Source organism: Pseudomonas sp. CM25 (genome assembly GCF_013179705.1).
In the GTDB taxonomy this organism is placed as follows: Bacteria; Pseudomonadota; Gammaproteobacteria; order Pseudomonadales; family Pseudomonadaceae; genus Aquipseudomonas.
This window is the reverse complement of record NZ_JABMCW010000025.1, coordinates 17,347-32,049: the sequence shown is the minus strand read 5'-3', so window position 1 is coordinate 32,049 and position 14,703 is coordinate 17,347. Positions and strand designations below refer to the sequence as shown.

Annotated in this window: 13 protein-coding genes; 2 read left to right on the top strand and 11 right to left on the bottom strand. The window is 62.1% G+C overall.

Annotation, left to right across the window (positions count from 1 at the left end):
• The 5 genes from pyk to gcl form a co-directional block, all read right to left on the bottom strand.
• Positions 1-1,224: pyruvate kinase (gene pyk, locus HP546_RS04905; protein WP_172220459.1), on the bottom strand; the 1,224-nt coding region annotated here is incomplete at its 3' end.
• Positions 1,221-2,495 carry a glycerate kinase gene (locus tag HP546_RS04900; RefSeq protein WP_172220456.1) on the bottom strand — a complete coding sequence of 425 codons (1,275 nt, stop codon included), beginning with the start codon at positions 2,493-2,495 and terminating at the stop codon, positions 1,221-1,223. The genes pyk and HP546_RS04900, both read right to left, overlap by 4 nt.
• Before the next feature lie 248 nt (positions 2,496-2,743).
• A complete protein-coding gene (locus HP546_RS04895) occupies positions 2,744-3,637 on the bottom strand; it encodes a 2-hydroxy-3-oxopropionate reductase (RefSeq protein WP_172220452.1) in 894 nt (297 codons plus the stop codon).
• Positions 3,638-3,832: 195 nt separating this feature from the next.
• Entirely contained in the window at positions 3,833-4,615 is a 783-nt protein-coding gene (hyi, locus tag HP546_RS04890; RefSeq protein WP_172220449.1) for a hydroxypyruvate isomerase, read from the bottom strand.
• A gap of 57 nt (positions 4,616-4,672) precedes the next feature.
• Positions 4,673-6,448, bottom strand: a complete 1,776-nt coding sequence (gcl, locus tag HP546_RS04885; RefSeq protein ID WP_172220446.1) for a glyoxylate carboligase — start codon at positions 6,446-6,448, stop codon at positions 4,673-4,675.
• A 258-nt stretch (positions 6,449-6,706) separates the two neighbouring features.
• Between gcl and HP546_RS04880 the strand changes: the two genes are divergently transcribed.
• Complete coding sequence (locus HP546_RS04880) at positions 6,707-7,147, top strand: heme-binding protein (protein WP_172220443.1); 441 nt, start codon at positions 6,707-6,709, stop codon at positions 7,145-7,147.
• Positions 7,148-7,350: 203 nt separating this feature from the next.
• On the opposite strand, the gene HP546_RS04875 is transcribed toward HP546_RS04880, so the two are convergent.
• Positions 7,351-7,962, bottom strand: a complete 612-nt coding sequence (locus tag HP546_RS04875; RefSeq protein WP_014590197.1) for a TetR/AcrR family transcriptional regulator — start codon at positions 7,960-7,962, stop codon at positions 7,351-7,353.
• Between the two features lie 132 nt (positions 7,963-8,094).
• On the opposite strand from HP546_RS04875, the gene HP546_RS04870 reads away from it, so the two are divergent.
• A complete protein-coding gene (locus HP546_RS04870; RefSeq protein WP_172220440.1) occupies positions 8,095-9,009 on the top strand; it encodes a DUF808 domain-containing protein in 915 nt (304 codons plus the stop codon).
• 137 nt (positions 9,010-9,146) lie between these two features.
• Here HP546_RS04870 and HP546_RS04865 read toward each other — a convergent pair whose 3' ends face one another.
• The 5 genes from HP546_RS04865 to HP546_RS04845 form a co-directional block, all read right to left on the bottom strand.
• The gene (locus tag HP546_RS04865) at positions 9,147-9,929 is read right to left on the bottom strand and encodes an outer membrane protein OmpK (protein ID WP_172220437.1); all 783 of its coding nucleotides are present in this window, start codon (positions 9,927-9,929) and stop codon (positions 9,147-9,149) included.
• 353 nt (positions 9,930-10,282) lie between these two features.
• Positions 10,283-11,068 (bottom strand): outer membrane protein OmpK, encoded by a 786-nt coding sequence (locus tag HP546_RS04860; protein ID WP_172220434.1) that lies wholly within the window; start codon positions 11,066-11,068, stop codon positions 10,283-10,285.
• A gap of 135 nt (positions 11,069-11,203) precedes the next feature.
• The gene (locus HP546_RS04855) at positions 11,204-12,559 is read right to left on the bottom strand and encodes a nucleobase:cation symporter-2 family protein (protein ID WP_172220431.1); all 1,356 of its coding nucleotides are present in this window, start codon (positions 12,557-12,559) and stop codon (positions 11,204-11,206) included.
• A 208-nt stretch (positions 12,560-12,767) separates the two neighbouring features.
• Positions 12,768-14,096, bottom strand: a complete 1,329-nt coding sequence (locus HP546_RS04850; RefSeq protein WP_172220428.1) for a urate hydroxylase PuuD — start codon at positions 14,094-14,096, stop codon at positions 12,768-12,770.
• 56 nt (positions 14,097-14,152) lie between these two features.
• Entirely contained in the window at positions 14,153-14,656 is a 504-nt protein-coding gene (locus HP546_RS04845) for an ureidoglycolate lyase (RefSeq protein ID WP_172220425.1), read from the bottom strand.
• Positions 14,657-14,703 lie beyond the last annotated feature (47 nt).

The window sequence follows — 14,703 nt, the reverse complement described above, 5'->3', positions numbered from 1 at the left end:
CAGGCGGCGCGCGGTGTTCAGGTTCGGCGTCAGGTTGAGGATCGGTGCCCGTGGTCGCTCGCGCGCAGTACGCAGGGTAGAGGCGCCCGACTCGCTGTAGTTGACCAGCACCGCCACCGGCAGGATGCCGCTGATGCGGCGAATCGCGCAGCTGATGGCGTCCGACACGGTAGCCTCGGCCTTCGGCCGGCCAACATCCAGCTGGGCCTGGTAGTCCGGGCCGTTTTCTACCTGACGGATGATCTTGCTCATCATCTGCACGGCTTCGAGCGGGTAGTCACCCGAGGCCGTCTCGGCTGACAGCATGACCGCATCGGCACCTTCGGCCACGGCGTTGGCCACGTCGGTGACTTCGGCACGGGTCGGGGCGGGCGAAAAGCGCATGGACTCGAGCATCTGCGTGGCCACCACCACCGGTTTGCCCAGCTGGCGGCAGGTAGCGATGATGCGCTTCTGGATCTGCGGCACGCTTTCGGCCGGTACTTCCACGCCCAGGTCGCCACGGGCCACCATGATCGCATCTGCCAGTTCGGCGATGGCTTGCAGTTGCTCGACCGCCGAAGGTTTTTCGATCTTGGCCATCAGGTAGGCGCGGTCGCCAATCAGCTGGCGCGCCTCGACGATGTCTTCCGGGCGCTGCACGAATGACAGGGCCACCCAGTCCACGCCCAGTTCCAGGCCGAAGGCCAGGTCGCGGCGGTCTTTTTCGGTGAGCGGGGACAGATCGAGTACCGCTTGCGGCACGTTGACGCCCTTGCGGTCGGACAGCTCACCACCGTTCAGCACTTCGGTGTCGATGGCGTCGCTGTGCTTGGCGGTAACCCGCAGGCGCAGCTTGCCATCGTCCAGCAGCAGGTCCATGCCCGGCTCCAGCGCGGCGATGATTTCCGGGTGTGGCAGGTTGACCCGGTGGCAGTCGCCCGGGGTTTTGTCCAGGTCCAGGCGCAGCGCCTGGCCGCGTTGCAGCTGCACCTTGCCCTCGGCAAAACGGCCGACGCGCAGCTTTGGCCCTTGCAGGTCCATGAGGATGCCCAGCGGGTAGTTGAGCTGCTGCTCGACTTCACGGATCCACTGGTAGCGCAGGGCGTGGTCGGCATGTTCGCCGTGGCTGAAGTTGAGGCGGAAGATGTTCACCCCGGCTTCGACCAGCTGGCGGATGTCATCGATGCCATTGATCGCAGGGCCAAGGGTGGCGAGGATTTTGACTTTTTTATCAGGCGTCATGATTGGGCAGTCTCGAGGATCAGGATGGCGCGGAAGTCGTTGACGTTGGTGCGGGTCGGCTCGGTGACGATCAGCGCATCCAGTGCGGCGAAGTAGCCGTAGCCGTTGTTGTTGTCCAACTCGTCGCTGGCCGACAGGCCCAGGGCCTCGGCGCGGGCGTAGCTGCCTGGGGTCATGAAGGCGCCGGCGTTTTCTTCCGAGCCGTCGATGCCGTCGGTATCACCGGCCAGGGCATACACGCCCGGCAGGCCTTTGAGGCTTTCGGTGAGGCTGAGCAGGAACTCGGCGTTGCGCCCGCCACGGCCATTGCCGCGTACGGTCACGGTGGTTTCGCCGCCGGACAGGATTACGCAGGGCGCCTTCAAAGGCTGGCCGTACTGGACGATCTGCCGGGCGATACCGGCGTGCACCTTGGCCACTTCGCGCGATTCACCTTCCAGATCGCCGAGGATCAGCGGGCTGAAACCGGCCTGACGGGCTTTGACCGCCGCTGCCTCAAGCGACTGCTGGGGCTTGGCGATCAACTGGAAGTGGCTGCGGGCCAGGGCCGGGTCATCGGCCTTGACGGTTTCCGATGCGGGGTTGTTGAGCCAGTCGATAACGGCTTTCGGTGCTTCGATGTTGTAACGCTTGAGGATGGCGAGCGCATCGGCCGAAGTGCTCGGGTCGGCCACGGTGGGGCCGGAGGCAATTACCGTGGCGAGGTCGCCGGGTACATCGGAAATCGCATAGGTGTAGACCGTGGCCGGCCAGCAGGCCTTGGCCAGGCGGCCGCCCTTGATCGCCGAGAGGTGCTTGCGTACGCAGTTCATCTCGCCGATGGTGGCGCCGGATTTCAGCAGCGACTTGTTGATCTGCTGCTTGTCCGCCAGGGTCAGGCCCTCGGCAGGCAGGGCCAGCAGCGCCGAGCCACCGCCAGACAGCAGGAAGATGACGCGGTCGTCTTCGTTGAGGTTGCTGACCAGCTCCAGCACGCGCTTGGCCACGGCCAGGCCGGCGGCATCAGGGACCGGGTGGGCGGCTTCGACCACTTCGATCTTCTGGCAGTTGGCGCCGTGGCCATAACGGGTCACGACCAGGCCAGAGACTTCGCCCTGCCAGCTTTTCTCGACCACTTCGGCCATGGCGGCTGCGGCCTTGCCGGCGCCGATGACGATGACCCGGCCGCTACGGTCGGCGGGCAGGTAGGGTTCGAGGACTTGGCGGGGGTGGGCGGCAGCGATGGCTGTGTCGAACAGCTCGCGGAGAATTTTTTGCGGATCGACCGACATGGCAGGCTCCCAGTTATTGTTGTTCTGCAGAATCAAAAACGCCCCTGGAACTGCCTCCGTGCAGGCCGAACCAGGGGCGGGTGTTGCTCGGTGTCACCTTATGAGCCTGTGGTCGCAGGTTCATCGGTGTGGAATTCATCGCGGGCAGGCCAGCTCCCACAGGTACAGCACAGGATTGAGGGATTGTGCGGTCCCTGTGGGAGCTGGCTTGCCGGCGATCGGGCTGCGCAGCAGCCCCCGAATTCGAATTACTTGTCGCCGCGGATCGAGAAGTTGGCCATGTGCTCCAGGCCTTTGATCAGCGCCGAGTGGTCCCAGTTGCCGCCACCCAGGGCCTGGCAGGTGTTGAACACTTGCTGGGCGTTGGAGGTGTTGGGCAGGTTGATGCCCAGTTCCTTGGCGCCCTGCAGGGCCAGGTTCAGGTCTTTCTGGTGCAGGTTGATGCGGAAGCCTGGGTCGAAGGTGCCCTTGATCATGCGCTCGGCATGCACTTCGAGGATTTTCGACGAGGCGAAACCGCCCATCAGTGCTTCACGCACCTTGGCAGGATCGGCGCCGTTCTTGGCGGCGAACAGCAGTGCTTCGCTGACGGCCTGGATGTTCAGGGCGACGATGATCTGGTTGGCGACCTTGGCGGTCTGGCCGTCGCCGTTGCCGCCCACGCGGGTGATGTTCTTGCCCATGGCTTCGAACAGCGGCAGTGCGCGCTCGAAGGCTTTCGGGCAGCCACCGACCATGATGCTGAGGGTCGCGGCCTTGGCACCGACTTCACCACCGGACACCGGGGCGTCCAGGTAGGCGGCGCCGGTGGCCTTGATTTTTTCGGCGAAGGCTTTGGTGGCGGTCGGCGAGATCGAGCTCATGTCGATCACTACCTTGTTCGGGCCGACGCCTTCGGCCACGCCGTTTTCACCGAACAGTACGGCCTCGACCTGTGGGGTGTCGGGGACCATGACGATGATGAATTCGGCTTCCTGGGCAACTTCTTTAGGGTTGGCCAGGGCCACTGCACCGGCTGCGATCAGGTCGGCAGGGGCGGCGTCGTGGTGAGTGGAAACGAACAGGCTGTGACCTGCTTTTTGCAGGTTCTGGGCCATGGGCTTGCCCATGATGCCGGTGCCGATGAAACCGATTTTAGCCATGAGAGATTACCTCGTTGTATTTGTTGAATCTCGATGGAACAGGGCAGCACAGTCCTCCTGTTGGACACAAAACTCCTGTGGGAGCGGGTTTACCCGCGAAGCAGGCACCGCGGTGGATGGCACCGGCTTTGCCGGTGTTCGCGGGTGAACCCGGTCCCACAAGGTCAATTGTGTGTCACAGGGTGTGAGCAGCCTTCAGATTGCGTTGTGGGTCTTCAGCCAGCCCAGGCCGGCTTCAGTGGTGGTCAGCGGCTTGTATTCCGCGCCCACCCAGCCCTGGTAGCCGATGCGGTCCAGGTGCTCGAACAGGAAGCGGTAGTTGATCTCGCCGGTGCCTGGCTCGTTGCGGCCGGGGTTGTCGGCCAGCTGGATATGGTTGATCAGCTTCAGGTTGGTTTCCATGGTGCGAGCCAGGTCACCTTCCATGATCTGCATGTGGTAGATGTCGTACTGCAGGAACAGGTTGTCGCTGCCCACTTCGGCCTGGATTTCCAGGGCCTGCTGGGTGGTGTTCAGGTAGAAGCCCGGGATGTCGCGGGTGTTGATCATTTCCATGACCAGGCGGATCCCGGCGGCCTTGAGCTTGTCGGCGGCATACTTGAGGTTGTCGACGAAGGTTTTGCGCACGTCGGCGCACTGCAGGCCTTGCGGGCGAATGCCGGCCAGGGCGTTGACCTGGGTGTTGCCGAGCACCTTGGCGTATTCGATGGCCTTGTCGACCCCGGCGCGGAACTCTTCGACGCGGTCGGGGTGGCAGGTGATGCCACGTTCGCCCTTGGCCCAGTCGCCCGCCGGCAGGTTGAACAGCACCTGGGTCAGGCCGTTGGCGTCCAGCTGCTGCTTGATTTCGGCGGCGCTGAAGTCATACGGGAAAAGGTACTCGACGCCGCTGAAACCAGCGTCTGCGGCAGCCTTGAAGCGGGCCAGGAAGTCCTGTTCGGTGAACAGCATGGACAGGTTGGCAGCGAAGCGAGGCATGGTTGTCTCCTTGCAGAATAGAGCCCCCGGCCGTGCTGGCGCGGGGGCGTCAGGCATTCAGTCGAGCATCGAGATCGCGGTAGGCGCGTCGTTGCCGACCAGGGCCAGGTCTTCGAACTCGTTGACCGCGTTGATCTCGGTACCCATCGAAATGTTGGTGACACGCTCGAGAATCACTTCGACAACCACCGGTACGCGGAACTCTTCGGCCATCTTCTGCGCCTTGAGCAGGGCAGGGGCGATTTCGGCCGGCTCGAATACGCGGATGGCCTTGCAGCCGAGGCCTTCGACCACGGCTACGTGGTCCACACCGTAGCTGGCGGCGTCGGTCGAGTTGATGTTCTCGAACGCCAGTTGTACACAGTAATCCATGTCGAAGCCACGCTGCGCCTGGCGGATCAGGCCCAGGTAGGCGTTGTTCACCAGTACGTGGACGTATGGCAGGTTGAACTGCGCGCCCACTGCCAGTTCTTCGATCATGAACTGGAAGTCGTAGTCACCCGACAGCGCTACAACCTTGCGCTTCGGATCGGCTTTCACCACGCCCAGGGCTGCCGGGATGGTCCAGCCCAGCGGGCCGGCCTGGCCGCAGTTGATCCAGTGGCGTGGTTTGTACACGTGCAGGAACTGCGCGCCGGCAATCTGCGACAGGCCGATGGTGCTGACGTAGCAGGTGTCTTTGCCGAACACCTGGTTCATTTCTTCGTACACGCGCTGCGGTTTCACCGGCACGTTGTCAAAGTGGGTCTTGCGCTGCAGGCTGGCCTTGCGCTGCTGGCAGTCTTCCAGCCAGGCGGCACGGTCTTTCAGCTTGCCAGCGGCTTTCCACTCGCGGGCCACTTCGAGGAACATGTCCAGCGCCTTGCCAGCATCGGAAACGATACCCAGGTCCGGGGTGAACACGCGGCCAATCTGGGTCGGTTCGATGTCGACGTGCACGAACTTGCGGCCTTCGGTGTAGACGTCGACGGAGCCGGTGTGGCGGTTGGCCCAGCGGTTGCCGATACCGAACACCAGGTCGGATTTCAGCAGGGTGGCGTTGCCGTAGCGGTGCGAGGTCTGCAGGCCGACCATGCCGACCATTTGTGCGTGGTCATCCGGGATGGTGCCCCAGCCCATCAGGGTCGGGATCACCGGTACGCCGGTCAGTTCGGCAAACTCGACCAGCTTGTCGCTGGCGTCGGCGTTGATGATGCCGCCGCCGGCTACCAGCAGTGGGCGCTCGGCGTCATTGAGCATGGCGAGGGCTTTTTCGGCCTGAACGCGAGTGGCGGACGGCTTGTTGACTGCCAGTGGCTCGTAGGCGTCGATGTCGAATTCGATTTCGGCCATCTGCACGTCGAACGGCAGGTCGATCAGCACAGGGCCTGGGCGGCCGGTACGCATTTCGTAGAAGGCCTTCTGGAAGGCGTAAGGCACCTGGCCTGGCTCCAGAACGGTGGTGGCCCACTTGGTGACCGGCTTGACGATGCTGGTGATGTCGACAGCCTGGAAGTCTTCTTTGTGCAGACGCGCACGTGGGGCCTGGCCGGTGATGCAGAGGATCGGGATGGAGTCGGCAGCGGCACTGTACAGGCCGGTGACCATGTCGGTGCCGGCCGGGCCGGAAGTGCCGATGCACACGCCGATGTTGCCTGGGTTGGCACGGGTGTAGCCCTCGGCCATGTGCGAGGCACCTTCGACGTGGCGAGCGAGGACGTGATCGATGCCACCGACTTTCTTCAGGGCCGAGTACAACGGGTTGATGGCAGCCCCTGGGATGCCGAACGCGGTATCTACACCTTCACGGCGCATGACCAGAACGGCCGCATCGATTGCTCTCATTTTGCTCATGGGTTGTGCCTCATCGATTTTGTAATTGTATACAACTTGCTTTGCGACAGAGTGTATTCACGCCTGACGGTTTAGGTCAATGGGTTTTCATCGGGTCAGCTGGCTTTCGTCTGAGCGCCCGTGAAAACAGGGGTTTGCGCTATCGCATACGATCATTTGAAAATATTGTATACAAAAATACTGTTCGTTGTGTTCTATTTGTGTGATCGGTTTTCAACTGCCCTCAGGGCTTCTCACAACAAGAAGAGGACCTTTTGCATGAATGCTTTGAACCTGAAACTCGCCGTCAGCCTGGTCAATGCCGCGCTGGCAGCGGGCCGCAAGATCAACGCCGCGCCGCTGACCGTGGCGGTGCTGGATGCCGGCGGGCACCTGCTGGCGCTGCAGCGCGAGGATGGTGCCAGCCTGATCCGGCCCGAGGTGGCCACGGGCAAGGCCTGGGGGGCGATTGCACTGGGCAAGGGCTCGCGTTTGCTGGCACTGGATGCACAGCAGCGTCCGGCGTTCTTTGCTGCGCTTAACGGGTTGGGGGAACGGCCGGTGGTGCCGGCACCGGGTGGGGTGCTGATTCGTGATCAGGATGGCAAGGTGCTGGGTGCGGTAGGGATCAGCGGCGATACGTCGGATATCGACGAGCAGTGTGCGATCAGTGCGATCGAGGAGGTGGGGTTGCGGGCGGATGCGGGTGTAGCAGCTTAAACCTTTATTGCCTGTTCTGGCCTCATCGCCGGCAAGCCAGCTCCCACAGGGACACCACAGTCAGATCTGTGATGGCCCTGCGGGAGATTGTATGGTTTTCTGCAAGCTGGCTCCCAGAGGTGCTTCACCGATCTTCAGGTCTGTGGAGGACCTGTGGCAGCTGGCTTGCCGGCATGGGCTGCAAAGCAGCCCCACTGGCCCTGTCAGGCCACCTCTGGCTCACAACCCTTGAGCACCATGCGAATGATGGTCTCGGCCGCCGCATCATAATCACTGTCAGCCAGCTTGGCCTTGCCGGTCACTGCCGAAATCTGCCAGTCGAAATCCGCGTACGTCTGCGTCGCTGCCCAGATGCTGAACATCAGGTGGTGGGCATCGACGTGGGCGATCTGCCCGCGGTCGATCCAGCGCTGGATGCACTCGATATTGTGACGGGCCTGTTCGTTCAGCTGTTCCACCTGGTTCGGCGACAGGTGCGGCGCGCCATGCATGATTTCGCTGGCAAACACTTTGGACGCATGGGGCAGGTCCCGCGAAATGCGAATCTTCGAGCGAATGTACGCACTCAGCACTTCTTTCGGATCGCCGTCGGCATTGAACGGCGTGGATGCCTGCATGATCGGCGCGATGATGCTCTCCAGGACCTCGCGGTAGAGGTTGTCCTTGGACTTGAAGTAGTAATACACGTTCGGCTTGGGCAGGCCGGCCTTGGCCGCGATATCGCTGGTCTTGGTGGCGGCGAAGCCCTTGTCGGCGAATTCCTCGCTGGCCGCGCGCAGGATCAGTTCCTTGTTGCGCTCGCGAATGGTGCTCATGGTCAGGGATCTTCCTCGTGTCTGGCCACCTCTAAGAGGGATCGGGCATGGTAGCACCGGGCTCGACGGGCGCTCAAGGCAGCGGCTTTGGGCTAGACTCCCGCTCATTCACACATTTGGAAACAGCTCAACATGGCAGGAAGCAGTCTACTGGTACTGATCGACGACATCGCCACCTTGCTGGACGACGTTTCGCTGATGACCAAGGTCGCGGCAAAAAAGACCGCAGGTGTATTGGGCGACGACCTGGCGCTCAATGCCCAGCAGGTCACCGGAGTGCGTGCCGACCGCGAACTGCCGGTGGTATGGGCGGTGGCCAAGGGCTCGCTGGTGAACAAGGCCATCCTGGTGCCGGCGGCGCTGCTGATCAGTGCCTTCATCCCCTGGGCGGTGACGCCGTTGCTGATGCTGGGCGGGGCGTACCTGTGCTTTGAAGGCTTCGAGAAGCTGGCCCACAAGTTCTTGCACAGCAAGGAGGATGACGCGGCGCAACACGAGGCACGCAAGGAGGCGGTGGCGGATGCCAGTGTTGACCTGGTGGCCTTCGAGAAGGCCAAGATCAAAGGCGCGGTGCGCACTGATTTCATCCTGTCGGCGGAAATCATCGCCATTACCCTGGGCATCGTCGCCGACTCGCCGCTGCCCCAGCAGATCATCGTGCTGTCGGGCATCGCCATTGTCATGACCATTGGCGTTTACGGGCTGGTCGGCGGCATCGTCAAGCTGGATGACCTTGGGTTGTGGATGACTACCAAGGCATCGCGCCTGGCGCAGGGGCTCGGCAACGGCATCCTGCGGGCGGCGCCATACATGATGAAGAGCCTGTCGGTGATCGGCACCGCGGCCATGTTCCTGGTAGGCGGCGGGATTCTGGTGCATGGCATCGCGCCTTTGCATCACGCCATCGAGGCATTCAGCGAAGGGCGCGGCGCGGCGCTGACCGGGGCGCTGCTCAACGGCGTGGCCGGGGTGGTGGCCGGTGCCGTGGTGCTGGCAGTGGTGGCGGTGGCCAGCAAGCTTTGGCGGCTGGTGCGGCCGGCCAGCTAGTGCGCATGGCCGGGGCGTTGCCCCGGTTCGCGGGTAAACCCGCTCCCACAGGTGCAGCGCCTGCATTGAGCCCGGCGCGGAACTTGTGGGAGCGGGTTTACCCGCGAATGGGCCGCAAAGCGACCCCCGCAATCAGGTCAGAAGTGCACCTTGACCAGGAAGCTCATGGTGTTCTGGTCAGTGGTAAAGGCATCGCTGTCCTTAATGCCGTACTTGTTCTTCCAGTAATCGTACTCCACACCCACGTACAGCTGTTTCTCGCCCAGGTGCAACGCCTTGCCCAGGTCATACTTGATCTGCGGGTTGAAGTGCAAGTTGGCCTGGTAGGTGCCGCGGCGGTTCTCGTCATTGTCCACCACCCAGTCCATGAAGCCATCGATCAGCACGTCGGAATCGCCGACCGGGATGGTGTACGACCATACCGGGGTGATCTGCCACACGTTGTCGCCGGCGCGGCTGCCATCGGTGGTGCGGTTGTAGAAGTTCAGCTGGAAGTAGTCGAAGCCGGGGATGGCCAGGTCGAAGCCGGGGCCGATCAGGTAGCTTTCGGTGTCACCCTCGCCAAACTCGTAGGTCATCGCCAGCAGCACGTCCTTGACCGGGCCGAATTCCAGCTTCTGGTCGAAGATCTTGTTGAACGACAGGCGCGGGCTGATCTCGCCGTAGTAGGTGTTCGGGCCGTTACCTGCGTCTTTCTGCCCCTGGTAGAAGATCTTGTCGACAAAGATGAAGTTGTCGCCGTATTTCCAGCCGTCAGCGTGCTCGAAGGTGACCGTCTGCTGGATCGCCGGGTTGACCTTGAAATTCTTGCCCCACAGGTAGGTCAGGCTGTTGTTCTGCCACTGCAGCAGGTCGTCGGCTTGGGTGGCGCCGCAGGCCAGCAGGCCGCCGGCGAGGATCAGGCTATTGATGGTACGCATCGCGAGTGTCGCTCCCTTGGTTGATCTGTTGTCAGCGCTCGGTGGTGGCGCTGTTCTTGTCTTTCGGGTCAGCTTTTTTCGATAGGCCACAGCTGTTTGGCAAGGGTTGGGCCAACTTTTCCGGGTTGGCAAAACCTTCCTGCTCGACTTCGTTCTGAACGGATGAAAAGGGTCTTTCAGGCTGGCAACACGTTGGCCAACCGCCCGTATTCATTGACTGAGCGGTCAGTAAACGCAGGCAGAATCCGTTCTGCCCTGATCGAGGGGGCGCGCAGATTACTGGCTTGCGCGCCGGGCCTCAAGTGCTCCGTCCTGGAGCGGGGTGATACAAACTTGTGCGTTTGGTCAACTTTCTAGAAGTGTACCTTGACAAGGGCACTGGCGACGCTCTGGTTACTGTCCAGGTTACCGCGGCTGTCGATGCCGTATTTGTCCTTCCAGTAGCTGTATTCAAAGCCGACATAAAGCTGTTTGGCGCCCAGGTTCAGCGCCTTGCCCAGGTCGTATTTGACCTGCGGGTTGATGTGCAGGTTGGCGTGATAGGTGCCGCGGCGGGTCTGGTCGTTGTCGGTGACCCAGTCCAGGTAGCCGTCGATCAGAATGTCTGACCTGCCCACGGGGATGGTGTACGACCAACCGGGGGTGATCTGCCAGACATTGTCACCGGGGCGGCTGCCCTCGGTGTTGCGCACGTAGAAGTTGAGGGTGAAGTAGTTGAAACCGGGGATGTCCAGGTCGAAGCCTGGGCCGATCAGGTAGGCCTCGTTATCGCCCTCGCCACGCTCGTAGGTCATGGCCAGCAACACGTCCTTGATCGGGCCGAAGGCAAGCTTCTGGTCGAAGATCTTGCCGAACGACAGGCGCGGGCTGAACTCGCCGTAGTAGGTGGTCACGCCTTTGCCCGGGTCGGGCTTGCCGTTGTAGAAAATCTTGTCGACGAACATGAAGGTGTCGCCGTACTTCCATTTGTTGGCGTGCTCGAAGGTCACCGTCTGCTGGATGCTCGGGTTGACCTTGAAATCCTTGCCGTACAGGTAGGTCAGGCTTTCGCCGTGCCACTGCAGCCATTCGCCAGCGTGAGCGGGGAGGGTGGCCAGCAGGCTGCTGCCCAGCAAGAGACTTGATGCGATGCGTTTCATGTTGTGGTTCCCGGACTTATTGTTTTTGTTGGATTTTTTTGGCGCGCAGGCGCCCCGGGCGGCCCATTCCGGCGGGCCGACGGTGTTGCGATCAATGCAAAGGGGAGAAAGGGCGGCGTTGCGCCGCCCTGCGACTCAGTGCTGGTGACAGGCGTCGTTGTGCACAGCGCGATCGGCGCCACCGAGGATGTTGAACAACACGTTCAACACCAGGGCACTGACCGTGGCCATGGCAATACCGCTGTGGGTGATGGGTTCCATCCACTGCGGCATCTGCGCAAAGAACTCCGGACGCACCACGGGGATCAGCCCGAAGCCGACACTCACGGCAACCAGCAACTGGTTGCGGCGGTCGCCGATGTCCGCTTCCTGCAGAATCTTGATCCCGGTGGCGGTGACCATGCCGAACATGGCAATGGAGGCGCCGCCCAGTACGGCAGGCGGGATCGAGGCAATCAGGAAGGCCGCCTTGGGCAGCAGGCTCAGCACGATCAGCAGTGCACCGGCGACGATCGTGACAAACCGGCAGCGCACCCCGGTCATCTGCACCAGGCCGATGTTCTGGGCGAACGAGGAGTGGGTGAAGGTGTTGAAGAACCCGGCGATAAACGATGCACCGGCATCGCACAGCAGGCCGCGACGCAGCATGCCTGGGGTAACTTCGCGATCGGTCACCTTGCCCAGGGCCAGGAACATGCCGGTGGACTCGACGAAGATGATCACCACCACCAGGCACATGGACAGGATCGGCGCCAGGCTGAAGGTCGGCATGCCGAAGTGAAGTGGGGTTACCACTTGCACCCACGGTGCGTCGCTCAGGCCGGACAGATCGACCATGCCGATGGAACCGGCCAGGATGTAGCCCAGGCCCATGCCCACCAGCACCGACACGTTGACCCAGAAGCCACGCATGAAGCGGTTTATCAGCAGGATTACCGCCAGCACCAGGCCGGCTACCATCAGGTAGATTGGCGAACCGAAGGCTTCCGCTTCATGGCCGCCACCGGCCCAGTTGACTGCCACCGGGAACAGTGACAAGCCAATCGAGGTGATCACCGTGCCGGTGACCAGTGGCGGGAAGAAGCGTACGACCTTGGACATGAACGGCGCGATCAGCATGCCGAAGAAACCGGCGGCGATGGTTGCACCGAAAATCCCCTGCAGGCCTACGCCCGGCATGCCGGCCATGGCCACCATGCTGCCGACGGCAGCAAAACTGGCACCCATCATCACCGGCATGCGGATGCCCACCGGGCCGATACCGAATGACTGGATGATGGTGGCGACGCCAGCGACCAGCAGGTCGGCGTTGATCAGGAAAGCGACTTCTTCACGGGACAAACCGGCGGCCTGACCGATGATCAACGGCACAGCGATTGCGCCACCGTACATCAGCAGGACGTGTTGCAGGCCAACCAGTATCAGTTGGAACAAGGGCAGAGGTTCTCGCGGCGGCGCAACAGGGATGTACGCCTTGCGTGACTCGGACATGCAGCACCTCGAGTTTTGTTTTTATTCTCGGATCCAAGCGGCAGGCCCAAGCGGCAGGCTCCCGGTGAAGAGAGCCTGGAATTCCCGCTTGAGTCTGAACGCTCGATGCTAGCTTGTTGCGTATGGCTTGAAACCGAGGCCGGCAATACCGGCCTCTTCGCGGGTGAACCCGCTCCCACAGGAGCGGCGAGATCCCGAGAGTTGTGTATCAGTTCACCGGGGCGCCTTTGGCGATCCAGTCACCGACCAGCTTGCGCTCTTCGGTGGTCATCTGGGTGATGTTGCCCAGCGGCATGATCTGGCTGGCGACCGCTTGCGCCTGAATGCGCGCGGCCTGGGCCTGGATCTGCTGCGGGGTGTCGAACATCACGCCGGCAGGGGCCGCGCTGAACAGTGGGCTGGTCGGCTTGGACGAGTGGCACACGGTGCAGCGTTCCTGGATGACATTGTGGATCTTGTCGAAAGCGTCACCGCCAACCTGCGCCGTGGCCTGGGCAGGAGCCTGGGCTTCAGCGGCGGGTGCTTCGGCAGCCTTGGCGGCGTCCTCGGCGCGCTGCTCGGCAGCGGTCTTGCCACCTACGGCGGTCGCCGGCAGCGGCTGGTACTCGATCTTCGCTGCGGCTTGCTCCGGGCTTACGGCCATCGGTTTCGGGCCGGTGACATAGGCCAGGCAGATCATTGCCAGGGCGCCGACGGGCAGGGTCCAGGCGTACTTGTTGCTGTCATGGCGGGTGTTGAAGTAGTGGCGGATCAGTACCGCGGCCACTGCAATGCCAGCCAGGATCAGCCAGTTGTACTGGCTACCGTAGGTGCTCGGGAAATGGTTGCTGATCATGATGAACAGCACCGGCAGGGTGAAGTAGTTGTTGTGACGCGAGCGCAGCAGGCCCTTGGCCGGCAGTACCGGGTCAGGTGTCTGGTTGTTCTCGATCGCCGCCACCAGCTGGCGCTGGGCCGGCATGATGATGCGGAACACGTTGCCGACCATGATGGTGCCGATGATCGCGCCGGTGTGCAGGTACGCACCACGGCCGCTGAACACCAGGCTGAAGCCCCAGCATGCAGCAATGATCAGCACGAACAGGACACCGCCGAGCAGCGCTGGCTTCTTGCCCAGAGGCGAGTCGCACAGGAAGTCGTAGATGAACCAGCCGGCGACCAGCGAGCCGATACCGATGGCCACACCTTCGGCGCCGCTCAGGGTGCTGCCAGGGGCCAGCAGGTACAGCGCCGGGTTCCAGTAGAACACCACGCACAGCAGGGCGATACCGGACATCCAGGTGAAGTAGGCTTCCCATTTGAACCAGTGCAGGTTCTCGGGCATTTTCGGGGGTGCGAGCTTGTATTTCTCCAGGTGGTAGATACCACCGCCGTGAATCGCCCAGAGATCACCCGACAACCCATCGCGCGGGTTGCTTCGGTTCAGGTGGTTCTCCAGCCAGACGAAGTAGAACGATGCACCGATCCAGGCGACACCGGTGATCATGTGAACCCAGCGAATGCTCAGGTTCAGCCATTCGTGAAGGTGTGCTTCCACAGTATGTACCTCTGCCAGTCACCGTTCAGGTCGAAACCCGGATGACCGACCTTCTCTTATTGGTGGGGATTGAGGACCAGCATTTGTTCCTCGGTGAAGTAATGCTCATCGCAGTTGTTGCCAGAACCACTGCGATCAACCACCAGGAAGTCATCCCGCTTTTCGATCGTCAGCACCGGGTGGTGCCAGACGCCGCGATGGTAATTGATGCCCTGCCTGCCATTACTGCGGAAGGCGCGGACCAAACCTGATACAGGTGCATCGCCAACTGGCGCGACCACGATCAGAAAGGGGTTGCCGAGCAGCGGAATGAAAGCCTGGCTGCCCAGCGGATGGCGTTCCAGCATGCGCACGGTCAGCGGCATGTCCAGCGCGTCGGCGCGGAAGATGCTGATGATCGCCTTGTCTTCAGGCTCGGCGGTTTCGACCGTGGCGAGCTTGTGAAAGCGCATGGTCGAGCCGTTGTTGATCATGAAGTGGTCGCTGCCGTCGGTTTCGATCACGTCTCCGAACTGGGCAAAGGCTTCTTTGGTCAGGGGCTCGATCATCAGGGTGCGCATGCGGGTCTCTCTTATATGTTCGTTGTACTGAAAAAGGTTCGGCTGTC